Below are 11693 nucleotides of genomic sequence, written 5' to 3'. Positions count from 1 at the left end.
CCTGTGCACAAGACCGCAGAGTAAGCTCAGCCTACTCCAAAGCGCCTTCATTCTCACCGGCTGGATTTGCATGACATGCGAACCGGGAAATGGTGTAGTGAAGTGTTGAAGGATCTCATTCGTGGTACCTCCTGTCGTGGACCGAACTATAGCGGACCAGCAGGAACAGGCAAACACCCCCACATTGCACCGCGCAGATAGCACGGGTGATGCACCAAACAGTGGCACTATGCAGATAGCATAGGTTATTGTCAGTTTGCCGGAATGAATGGAATGCCCACCCTTGGTGGGCTTTTTGCGTTTACGGCCATGCGCTTACTTCGGGTGTGAGCTCATACATCCAGCCCTCAGTTTTGTGCATGGAGATGGACTTCGATCAATTGAAGGCAATGAAATTGCTACGAATACCCATCACCATTCCAAGCTTTCACTGGAGGGACTTTAAGCGCAGAATGCAACAGCAGGCATGCGATATAGAAAAATAATCAGCCCAATTCTTTTGCCACTACAGCCACTGATCCGGCATCTGGCAAATGGGACAATTGTGCCAGCATGTGGTCTTTGATGGTTTCATTGATTTCATCAAAACGAGCGGGTGCGACATTCAAACTGGCAGCAATGGCGCGCACTGTCGCTGTTTCAGCATCACTGAATGTACCATCGGCGAAGCCTGTCATGACACTCAATGCCACGACCATTTCACGTTCTTGCTCATTAGAAAAATCTGTAGCTGCCAGTGTGTAATCTGCAGATGCAGCCAATACTTCATCGAAAGAAGGGTGGCTTGCCGCACTGATGCTGCCTTCGTAAAAACTCTTGATCAGGGCAACTTCCGCGGGGTGGATGCCATCTGTTTTTGCTACCTGCAACATGATTTTGCTGGCAGCGATAACAGCGCTATCACTCAGGGATTGCGGTGCGAAAAATGGAAACATGGTTTTCTCCTGGATATGGATAAAATTTAAATCGCGTTGCGCAGGACTTGCAATTGCTGCTGCACTTCTTGCGGTGTCATATTCTTGAAGCGGTCAGGCAACATGGAGCGGCGTGAAGTTTCAAACACGGCCAGCATTTCCATGAAGGCGATCATTTGTGTTTCTTGCGGTGGCATAAAGTCAGCTACGGCCATCTTGAAAATTGCTGACGTAATTTCACCGTCACCACGCTTGGCAAATTCCAGCGCCAGCAAGGCTACTGCTTCCAGATCGGCATTCGAATAACCGCGCAAGACATCAAATACTGGTAGCGTGTTGGCCCAGTCTATCGAACACTTGACGTCGTAACGACTGAGTATGGCCTTGACGATGTCAGCGCGTTCAGTGGCAGTGTCGGCATAAAAAAAAGGGATTTTCCTGTCGAGGCGGCCAGGGCGTTTGATGTCAGTATCGAGCTTGTCCGGTCGGTTGGTCATGAGGATGAACAAGACCTTGCCGCGGTTCTCGGTATCAGACATGAACTCCTTGAGGCGGGCAATCACGCGTGAGCTAGTACCGCCGTCAGAGTCATCGCCCTGCTTGCCAAAGCTGCGGTCACCTTCATCGATGACCACGGCAATAGGGCCCATGGCCTTGACTGCGTTCAGTACACGCTCCAGATTGGCTTCAGTCGAACCCACCCATTTGGAGCGGAAATTTTTCAGACTCACGCCCGATAATCCAGCCTCTTTCAAGAATGCCTTGATGACAAAGGTTTTACCTGCACCCATCGCCCCAACTGCCAGCAAACCCATGGGTGATCTTGCCTTGTCGCCAGACTTGATGGCCTTGGCAATTTCCATCAATTCTGTCTTGATGTTTTCATTGCCACCGACCGCACTGAGATCATGCTTGGGTTCAATAAACTCGATGAGGCCAGCACACTCTTTTTCTATCAGTTCGCGCTTGCGCTTGCGTACTATTTCCATCATTTCGGAATAGGGGTCAATATCGACATCTACCGATAAGGTCTTGCCGGGGTCTATCAAATGGGCGATTTCTTCCGGTGTCATGCCGGCCGTGATGGCTGATAGTTTTGCTGCGCGGTCTTCTGCATTGGCCTGGCCTTGCAAAAGGCTGGCGATAAGCTTGGTACGTTCTGCTTCACGCAAGCCTTGAGGGCCTTCTGCCGCGACGATGCTGCTCAGCTGTATCAAGCGCAAGCCAGCAGTTTGCTTGGCCAGCAATTTGACTTGCTGTTCTTCCATCCTGGGGGCGTAATGCCTGACTGCCGTTTCACGTTCAGCTTCTTGCGGTATCGGCACTTCTACTGCCGCCACCTTGGGATTGGACATGATGGCCTGATTGATTTCAGCCAGTGACTCGCACAGCAGGATGACGACATTGTCTTTTTGCGCCAGTGCATCATCAAGTGACCAGCGATGCAGGGTGGTGAAGGCGATGCGGTCTTCCAGCGACATCATTTGCGGGTCGCCATTCGGGAAGATGGTGCCTGCATAAGGGAAGATCACGGCATTCGAAGCATGTTCACGCATGCGGCGTTCTACCGATTCAAAGATGCCCGGCAAACCCTTGTCAGCCAAATAGCCGTACAAGACTTCCTTCTCTTCTGTCGTTGCACCTTGCAGGAAACGTACACCGCGGTCAAGGCTGATTTCCATGATGCGGTTTTTGTTTTCCTTCAGCAGGACCTGGGACAGGAACTCAGTCATGCCATGGGCGACGCCATCGACGAGGTAGCGGTCAAATACATTGCCATACAAGACGAAGACCGAGGCTTCGCCTGCCAGATATTTCTGTCTAAGCTGTTCTGCCCAGACGGGCAGCGTGCGCTTGCTAGTGCCAGTTTCGCTCATGGATGTCTGCTCTGTCTCTTCGCTTTAATTATTCACTGGTGATGCCGGATGTTGACAAGCCTTGCCAAAACCAATTACATGGTCTTGCCACCGCTGTTGGCTTCTGCCTGGCCAGCACGGGCTTTTTTCATGTCTTCGAGTTGCTGCTTGGCTGTTACTGCACCGCTGCTCTGGCGGAGTTTGGCCAAACGTACGTCGAGGTCAGAGCTGCGCAATTCCTGACCCAGATTGGCTTCAGCCACGGTGTTCTTGATATGGTCGCGCACATTGCTGAGCGCCTTGACTTCGGCATCCACAGACAGGCCTTCGAGCTGGTTCTGTATCGACACCCGTGCTTGTGCGCTGTGCATCTGCGCCAGCATGCGGTCTTTTTCTGCCTTGAGTTTATCGATCTCGCCTTTGACTTGCAGCAGCGAGTCCTTGGCATCGTCAGCATCGGTCTGGGCGATTTTCATGTCGTCCTGCAAGGCTGCGACGCTGGCATCCAGGGCATTTTTCTTTTGTATTAACACGACTGCGAGATCATCCTGGTTGGTGGCTATTGCACCTTCCAGATCGGCAGTGATGGATGCCAGCTCCCCCTGCTCCGCCTTCAGGCGCGCTTCTACGTCCTGACGGCGGCGTATGATGGCAGCGGTCGCCGCCTTGAGCTTGGTATATTTACTGATCATGGAATCGATGGAATTCTGATAGGCGATTTCCGGGTGGCGTTTTTCCACATCGGTAATCCACAATGAGACGAAGCCTGACCAAAGATTGGATAAGCGGGCGATGAAATTACTGTCAGACATGTTGATCCTCTTTTAGGTAAATAACTACGCGTGAACTGAGCGTGAATTGAGCTTGAATTGGCTATAAGTTGATCATGAGTTGATCGTGTTATCGAACTATCGCTTCGAAAAAAGTTTTGTGATGCTTGGCAAAAGTCTGGAAGCCATGATCCAGGCTGGCACGCATGGCTGCATGTTCTTTTTTGGGGCTATAGGTAAATGCCAGTTCTGCACCCTTGGTAGCCCATTCAAAATGGTCAGCCTCGGCTGCGCCGCCATGACCACTATGTATCTGCAACCATTGATAACATGGATGGCTTTGACCGGCGATTTCCTGCTTGGCCTTTTTCAGGAATCGTGTCACTTCTTTTTGTTCCTTGCGCAGGTATTCATCTATCATCGAGAACTCGCGGTCCGCCAGAATTTCTGAACCCAGATGGTAGCCTATCGCTGCCATGATGGTGTCCCTGCTGTCTTCACTGCCATTGCCATAACCCTGCGCGACCTTGGCATTCAGGGTCTTTAACCAGGCGGGCTCGTTGAGCATTTTATTCAGATCTGCAGTGGAAGCGGCATAGCCTCGCTGACGTGCGTAACGCAGTAAACCAGCCAGGGTTGCCTGCGCGAGGCAGCGGTGGGTATCGCGATATTCGGTATCGCGGTCATCGAATTCATCACGCGCAGCATCAAAGAAAAAACTCGCGATAAAGACACTGCGGTCATTCAGCAAACGCTCTGCAACGGTCTGATCGACGAACATGGTGCGCGAACGGCCTATCTTGCCAGAAAGTGAGGCCACGCCAGAACCAAAAAAACCATTCCAGCTGGTATAACGGGCAAAGAAACGCAGCAAGCCTACCGCACCTTCTGCGCCAGCGAGATTCAGCGCATTTTTTACCCTTGACTGTGCCAGCTCGAAATCTGCCAGCCCCTGTAAATCTTCCTGCGTGATGATGCTGTATTCCATGATCTTCGCTTTCCAGTGTTTACTGCATATTTTTTACTGTGTATTTTTCTGTGCCTGCGGCTGTACTTTCACACCGGCTGCAACACGGCTTTGCTTGCGGTTTTCGAGTTCTTGCGAAATTACTGGCATGGTATCGCGCAAGGCACCTTCGAGTTCAGCTTCCAGGTCTTCTTCCAGCCCCAGCTTGGCTATCGATTCTGCGAGTTTGGAATCAACATCGGATGAAGTCGGTGCGGTCATGATGGTCTGGTAAATTTCATCCATCTGGTCGGGCATGGAAATGATGGCGGCTTCTATCGCCGCCTTGCGACTCAACATGCGGCGCTGGCGCGTGATCAGGGAAAGATAATCATTGCGCGCCTTTTGCAATTGCAACTGATCCATGCCCGGCTTGATATCTGCCAGATCCTGGTCTATGCGTTCCAAACGCGTTTCCACTTCTTTCATGTTGACCGAATTGGCCCGCTCTTCTATGACCGTCAATGCCAGCCACATGCTCAGGTAATCGAGGGTGGCATCATCAAGTTTTTCCACATCGTTCATGGACAGACTGGTGCGGCTGTCGCTGGCATACTGGTAAAGTGAAGCGACATGCTGCAGCATGCGTTGATAGGCATCCATGGAGCCAAATACCTTGAAGGCTATGCCTTCACGCTTATGGATTTCTTCCAGGAAGTGCTGTCTGGAAGCGGCCCTCTCCTGCTCGCGGTATTTCTTATCGACGGCAGCGCGGAAATTTTCTGAATACGGAATAAACATGGCGGCAATGGTTTCACCGGCCACCAGGCCTATCAGAGGTATCAGCGCGGCATTGAAGCCATAAGGTATGGATATCAAGACGCTAGCGGCGACCGTGCCCAGCACGGCAAAGATATTGCCCTGGCTGTACAGCATTTCCTTCACATATGAAACTTGTTTGATCTGCACGTTTTTATTTCAATTCTTTATTTCAATTCGTTATTTCAAATGGTGACTCTGAGCGTACCGCGTCCGGCGCTGAATTTGTGTAATTGGGAAAGCACACGTTCCTGCATGGTGACTGCCTCGGTAGAACGCTGCCATACGGCTGAGCGCGGGCGGCTCTCGGTAATTTCAAAGTCGTCCGCAATCTTGGCGGGCTGGGTAGAGAGCACGATGACACGGTCACCCAGCAACAGGGCCTCAGTCACATCATGCGTGACGAAGACGATCAGGCAGGGGCTGGTCTTGTGCAGGGTAATCAGCAGTTGCTGCATTTCTTCACGGGTCTGTGCATCGAGTGCGCCGAAAGGTTCATCCATGAGCAGGATACGTGGCCGCAACACCAGTGCCCGTGCCAAAGCGACGCGCTGGTTTTGCCCGCCGGATAATTGTGCGGACGACAGGTTTTTCTTGTCTGTCAGGCCGACGGCTTCGAGCATGTCATCTACGCGTTTTTTCCATTCAGCTTCGGGGAATTTTTTCTTCCACAAACCGAGACGAAACGGGAAAGCGACATTTTCATAAACGGTCAGGTCTGGCCGGTTGGCGTAGCGCTGGAATACCATGACGGCATCATCATGTGGGCCATCACAGACTTCGCCATTGATGTGCACAGAACCGGAGGTGGGTGACTGCACGCCAAAAGGACGCACACCACCCATCATGTGCAGCAAAGTACTTTTGCCACAGCCTGATGGGCCCAGCAGCATATTGATGGTGGGCTTGTCAAAAGACAGGCTGATGCCATCAATCACGCGGGTCACAGGGCCATCTGCATTGGCATATTCCTGCACGATTTCATTGAGTTGCAGGCTGATGTCGGTGCTGGTCGTCATTGTGCTTGCCGGGCTGGTGTCTGCCATAGTATCCGTATTGGTATCCGTCTTGGTATCCATATTCACTGCGAGGTTTCCCATGGATAGAGTTTTCTTTTCAACAGGCGCATCAACTGGTAAGTCACCAGTGCCAGGGCGATGATGACGATGATGCCGGCAAACACCTGATCCATGGCGCTGAAGCGGCGCGCATTCTGTATCAGTTGCCCCAGGCCTTCGCGGGCATTAACGTATTCAGCCACGGTAATATAAGTCCACATGACCGAAATACTGACCACCACAGCGTCAGCAATACGCGGCATGGCCATGGGCAGCACGGCTTTTGTGATGCATTCCCAAGGCGTGGCACCCAGGTCACGGGCACTGATGTAATAGCTTTGCGGCACAGCCTGTATGGCATCGCGCACCATGGGCACCAGATACACTACCGCACCGATGAACAGGAAGGCGATCTTCATCACCTCACCTATACCCAGCCACATGACGAGAATAGGCAGCAAGGCAACCACTGGTGCAGAACGGAAAGGGTCAATCAGTGGCGATAGCAAGGCATTCAAACGCGGTGCCGCGCCCATCATGACACCGACAGGGATGCCGATCGCGATCACCAGCAGGCCGGCGGCAAATACCCGGCCAGCCGACCACAGGGTGGCATTGAACAACATGCTGTTACCCTCATTCCATGACAGGTAGAGCATGGCCTGTGCCACTGCCCACGGCGATGGCAATCTTGTCGGACTAACCGCGCCTGATGCTGCGAGCACAGCCCACAACACCAGTACCGTGGCCACAGATGCGATGCCCAATTGGCGCCGCAAGCCAGGCGACATGACGGCATAGGGATTCCAGAATGTCGTCATGATGCTTAACGTGCAAAAACGCCGATACGGGTAGTGCGGTTCAGGGCGCGGCAATCTTCCAGCGCCAGGCCATCCGCTGCCGGATTAGCTTCATTACACAAAGGTTTGTCAGGGCCATTACCAACGATCTTGAAACGTGCTTTAGGGAATTCCCATTGCTCATTCAGATACTTCACCACGGCCGCAGCACGTGCCTGCGACAGGCGCAGGTTGGAGTCCCGCGCACCAACGCCATCGCTATTACCACTGACTTCAAAATAAGCGCTGCCATTGTTTTCTATGAAGGGCACCATCTCGGTATCAACGACGCGCTGGGCTTTCTTCGTCAGTTCAGCACTACCGGTAGCAAAACCGACGGTGACTGGCTTGGTGACGCTGGCTGCCTGTTGAGTAGCCACTTTTTGCGCAGTCTCTGTAAACTGGTATTGCGGTTTGGCTGCCGCTGTTTCCACTGCAGTATTCTTGGCCAGCATGGCCTTGATGAAGCGGTAGTCAAAGCTTTCTTGCGGATTGACGACTGGCGATTTTGGATTAGCCAATGCACCCGCCGCACGGTAGATCGCATCAAAACGGCGATATACGCGGTCATAGTGATTGGTGCCACCGACCAGACCAAGGATGCGGGCGTTGTCTTCAAGACCTGTCCATACCAGGTTATTGAACAGGGATTTGATGAAAGGCTTGCCTTCCTGCTTGGCCAGCAGTTTGAAGAATTCTTCCGTATTCACCAGGGCTTCGACGGCATTGTCAGGTTTTGCTCTTGCCTGTGTCACGCCTTCCATCCAGCCTTCCACAAATTTCTGGATGACAGGGATGTTTTCTTCTTTTGCCAGTACGCGGCTGTCACACACCATGATGTCAAAAATCAGGTTGGTAGCAGTCTTGGTCGAATACACGACATGGCCACCTTTGACATTGCGCAGTGCCAGTGACAAGTCAGGGTCCCACAGAGCCGCTGCATCGACATTGCCTGATTCCAGCGCAGCGCGCACGCCAGCCGTACCTTCATCAGCATTGATGAAGACAAACTTGACGCTTTCTTTCTTGCGCGCAGTCATCGAAGAATTTTCTATCGCATCAATCAGCATGCCATGCGAAGGGGTGAACTGCAGTACGGCGACCGAATGGCCAGCGAGGTCTTCCACTGTGCGTATGCTACCGTCTTTGGCGATGACAGCGTCAGCACCCTGGGTATTATCAACGACCATCACGGCACGCGCATCCAGACCCGCATTGCGCAGATTAGGTTGTTCCTGCGCCCAGGAGTCAGACGTGCGCCACGCGCATTGCGCAGCGCCAGACTCAAACACGGTTGCCAGCGCCGGGATGTCATCCTGGATGACGAATTGCATATTCACGCCCTTGGCTGCATATACAGAATTGGGCTGGGTAGTCAGGCTGTTGCCATTGGCAACCAGCGCAGGTGCATAACCATGGAAGCTGACGATACTGACCTTCAAGGGATTGCCACTAGAACCGAGTGGCCCGCTGCCCGATACTGGCGCAGGAGCAGGCTTGCCAGAAGGCGTCACGCCATTGGCTTTGCCGCTTGCAGGTGCACTGGCGGAAATTGTCGTACCGGATTTTGCATCAGCCCGGTTGGCCCACCAGTCCTTGAGTGCCAGATTCCAGGCCGCAGAGCCTGCGGCTCCGAGGATAATCACTGCAATAAGTCCTTTAGCAAGAGGGCTAGCTGTAGCCATGGTCATTCCTTGATGATGTGTTGTTAGTCAGTGTGAGGTCGGTGCAAGTTCGGTCTGGATTGTTCAGAACTCAGTGTGAAAATTGCGCAGGGATTTCGCGCAATCTTTCTACTTCTGTCTGCAGGCGCTTCACTTCGCGCTCACAGTTTTCCTGCGCAGCTTTTTGACCACCTTCCAGATTGGTGATCTGTTCTGCGGTTTTTTGTATCTCGCGTGCCAGCAGTCTTTCCATTTCAGCGATCTGCTTGCGGATTTCTGTGACGGCTCTTTCTTCTGCTGCCTTCAAATCAGCGACTTCGGCAATCACCTGCTGCTGGTTGGCGGTGAGCTGCGATTCAAGTGCTTTTTGATAGTCTTCCAGTGCGGCGATTTTTCTTTGCGCATCGATGATGGAATCGTCGATAGTCCAGTTATCGTCAGCCGCATCCATGGCATGCACTGCTGCCTTGCGGGTGGCTTCATCCATGGCGCGCAGGCCGTCAAGCAGCCTGAGCAGGCGTTCAGCCGGGAAAGGGGAATCTGGTATCTGGGCGCTTTTGAAGATATCTTCAAAAGATTTACCACCGGCGACATCAGCCGCCGCGTAGGCGATGGGTGAATTGATAGGTGGGGCCAAGGAAGTGCCAGCATCACTGGTGTTTGGCAATGGCGGCGGATTGGTAGCCGCAGTTTCATCAGTAAATTCGCTGGCAGCCTGGTTTATCAGGAGTTCGTCGCCCGGCGCCACACCATGCAATCTCAATTTTTCTTCATCAGATAACTCGACCAGCTTGGCAGCAGCCAGAAACTTCAGGATACCTTTCACGCGAATTACCTCTTCAGAAAAATCTATGTGTGCAACAAGATACAACAGGCTGGCATAAATTGCCACTTTGATTGCATGTGCCGGTCGCTTGAAAACCGGCTATTTGTCTCTGGGAGAACACAGTATCATCTGTCCATTGCGCGAGTAGTGCACCATGTATGGGATTGCACCGGAAATTCAATAGCTATTTCACAATATACTTTTCTACAGGCTATTTTAATTTCCCAATGGCAAGTAAGCTAAACCAGTTGCTTGCGCATGCGACTTAATGGTGCAACTACGCCGCCAGGCAAATCCAGATCGAAGCGCTCAAATACCGTAAAACCACAAGCCAGGTAAAGCGGTTCACCGGACATGGTCGCGGCCAGCTCCAATACCCTGAATCCCGCCACCTGTGCCTGGGTGCTGCAATGTTCGAGCAAAAGGCTGCCCAGGCCACGGCGCGCGGCCTTGGGCTCGACAAAAAAAGCCCGTATGCGTGCCGCATCGTTAGCCGGATCAAGCAGATTATCCACACCCTGCTTGGCCTGGTCACCGCCAAACAGGGTCTTGCGCTTGCTCCAGCCGCCGCAAGCCAGCATGCTACCCTGCTCTTCGATGACAAAATAAGTCTGGTCATGGATGAGCTGGGTATCGACACCAAACACGTGTGTCAACAAGGCCTGCGCCTGCTCAGGCGTATAAAAGGATGCGCTAAGCTGTATTGCCGAGCGGGCGATCAGGGCCTGCATGGCGGTGATGTCGGCTTCCGTAGCACAGCGTATCTTCACATTGTCATTCATCACTCTTCCTTTTCCAGACCTGGCAATGCAAGTCCGCAAGATTTGTCAAATCCCTTCATGTTAAGGTGAGCACCTCGCTGACTAGGGCATTTCTTAATCATGGATAAGCTGGATTTGAAGAAGCAATTTAAATCTGTATATCAGGCATCTGCCACTGTGGTGGCTGAAGTGGATGTACCTGACTTTCATTTTCTCATGATAGATGGCCAGGGTGATCCAAATTCATCCAGTCATTATGCGGCAGCTGTGGAAGCCCTGTTTACCGTAGCTTACACCCTCAAGTTCATGGTCAGGAAGAGCAGCGCGGCAATTGATTATGCCGTCATGCCGCTGGAAGGTCTGTGGTGGGCCGAGGACATGGCAGCATTTGTTGCGGACCGCAAAAGCGAATGGCAATGGACCATGATGATCATGCAGCCCGAATTTATCAATGCAGAGATGGTAGCAGCCGCCATCGTTGCAGCAGAAAAGAAAAAAACTCTGCCAGCATTGCAGGATCTACGTTTTGAAAGTTTCAATGAAGGGCATTGCGCACAAATCCTGCACAAAGGCCCTTTCAGCGAAGAAGGGCCGACTATAGACCGCCTGCATCAGTACATCAATACCCACGGCGAGCTGGCAGGCAAGCATCATGAGATTTATCTCAGTGACATACGTAAGGCAGCGCCAGGAAACTGGAAGACCATCATCCGTCAACCCATGAAAAAGTAAGACCCCTCAACAATTCAAGAACAGGATAAAAACATGCAAACAAAAATCGTAGAAAAAGTTGTAGAAATAAGCAGCTTCCAGGTCAGTGGCCTGCAAGTACGCACCCGCAATGCTGATGAAGCCGATAATGCTACTGGCAAGATAGGTCCTATGTGGGGGCAATTCTTTGCCAAAAATTTGCCTGAGACCTTGCCAGCGAAAACTGGCGATGGAAAAATCTATGGCGTGTATTCAAATTATGAGAGTGATGCGAATGGCTTGTTTAACGTGACTGCCGGTGTCGCCGTCATGGCAGCGTCGGCAGAACTGGCCAATGTCAGCATTGCTGCCGGGCGCTATATGGTGTTTGAATGTGAAGGTGAAATGCCTGCTGCCATCATAGAGGGCTGGGGCAAGGTCTGGTCATATTTTTCGGGTCAGGCAGAATACCAGCGCAGCTATCTGACTGACTTTGAAGAGTATCAGGGGCCAACTCAGGCGGCGATCTACATCGGTATAAAATAAGCGC

General features: G+C 52.2%; 12 protein-coding genes. 2 read left to right on the top strand and 10 right to left on the bottom strand.

Going from position 1 to position 11693, the window contains the following annotated elements; translation table 11 throughout:
* Nucleotides 1-485: 485 nt before the first annotated feature.
* The 10 genes from ACO0LN_RS24015 to ACO0LN_RS23970 form a co-directional block, all read right to left on the bottom strand.
* Entirely contained in the window at nucleotides 486-935 is a 450-nt protein-coding gene (locus ACO0LN_RS24015; RefSeq protein ID WP_422978201.1) for a TerB family tellurite resistance protein, read from the bottom strand.
* Between the two features lie 26 nt (nucleotides 936-961).
* Entirely contained in the window at nucleotides 962-2791 is a 1830-nt protein-coding gene (locus ACO0LN_RS24010; protein WP_422978199.1) for an ATP-binding protein, read from the bottom strand.
* A gap of 74 nt (nucleotides 2792-2865) precedes the next feature.
* A complete protein-coding gene (locus tag ACO0LN_RS24005; protein ID WP_422978197.1) occupies nucleotides 2866-3582 on the bottom strand; it encodes a PspA/IM30 family protein in 717 nt (238 codons plus the stop codon).
* Between the two features lie 88 nt (nucleotides 3583-3670).
* Nucleotides 3671-4528, bottom strand: a complete 858-nt coding sequence (locus tag ACO0LN_RS24000) for a hypothetical protein (RefSeq protein WP_422978195.1) — start codon at nucleotides 4526-4528, stop codon at nucleotides 3671-3673.
* A 33-nt stretch (nucleotides 4529-4561) separates the two neighbouring features.
* Nucleotides 4562-5455 carry a hypothetical protein gene (locus ACO0LN_RS23995; protein ID WP_422978193.1) on the bottom strand — a complete coding sequence of 298 codons (894 nt, stop codon included), beginning with the start codon at nucleotides 5453-5455 and terminating at the stop codon, nucleotides 4562-4564.
* Between the two features lie 35 nt (nucleotides 5456-5490).
* On the bottom strand, nucleotides 5491-6405 hold the full coding sequence (locus ACO0LN_RS23990) for an ABC transporter ATP-binding protein (protein ID WP_422978191.1): 915 nt from the start codon (nucleotides 6403-6405) through the stop codon (nucleotides 5491-5493).
* A complete protein-coding gene (locus ACO0LN_RS23985; protein WP_162061095.1) occupies nucleotides 6387-7184 on the bottom strand; it encodes an ABC transporter permease in 798 nt (265 codons plus the stop codon). The genes ACO0LN_RS23990 and ACO0LN_RS23985 overlap by 19 nt, the downstream gene beginning before the upstream one ends.
* Nucleotides 7185-7189: 5 nt before the next feature.
* Nucleotides 7190-8887 carry an OmpA family protein gene (locus tag ACO0LN_RS23980; protein ID WP_422978189.1) on the bottom strand — a complete coding sequence of 566 codons (1698 nt, stop codon included), beginning with the start codon at nucleotides 8885-8887 and terminating at the stop codon, nucleotides 7190-7192.
* 70 nt (nucleotides 8888-8957) lie between these two features.
* Nucleotides 8958-9692 (bottom strand): hypothetical protein, encoded by a 735-nt coding sequence (locus tag ACO0LN_RS23975; RefSeq protein WP_422978187.1) that lies wholly within the window; start codon nucleotides 9690-9692, stop codon nucleotides 8958-8960.
* Nucleotides 9693-9931: 239 nt separating this feature from the next.
* Nucleotides 9932-10474, bottom strand: coding sequence for a GNAT family N-acetyltransferase (locus tag ACO0LN_RS23970; protein ID WP_422978185.1), 543 nt, complete (start codon nucleotides 10472-10474; stop codon nucleotides 9932-9934).
* 99 nt (nucleotides 10475-10573) lie between these two features.
* On the opposite strand from ACO0LN_RS23970, the gene ACO0LN_RS23965 reads away from it, so the two are divergent.
* Nucleotides 10574-11185 carry a GyrI-like domain-containing protein gene (locus tag ACO0LN_RS23965; RefSeq protein WP_422978183.1) on the top strand — a complete coding sequence of 204 codons (612 nt, stop codon included), beginning with the start codon at nucleotides 10574-10576 and terminating at the stop codon, nucleotides 11183-11185.
* Nucleotides 11186-11218: 33 nt separating this feature from the next.
* Nucleotides 11219-11689, top strand: coding sequence for a GyrI-like domain-containing protein (locus tag ACO0LN_RS23960; protein WP_422978181.1), 471 nt, complete (start codon nucleotides 11219-11221; stop codon nucleotides 11687-11689).
* Nucleotides 11690-11693: the final 4 nt, after the last annotated feature.

This window comes from Undibacterium sp. TC9W, assembly GCF_049339865.1.
Classification (GTDB): Bacteria; Pseudomonadota; Gammaproteobacteria; order Burkholderiales; family Burkholderiaceae_D; genus Undibacterium.
This window is presented reverse-complemented; position numbering and strand designations above follow the sequence as displayed.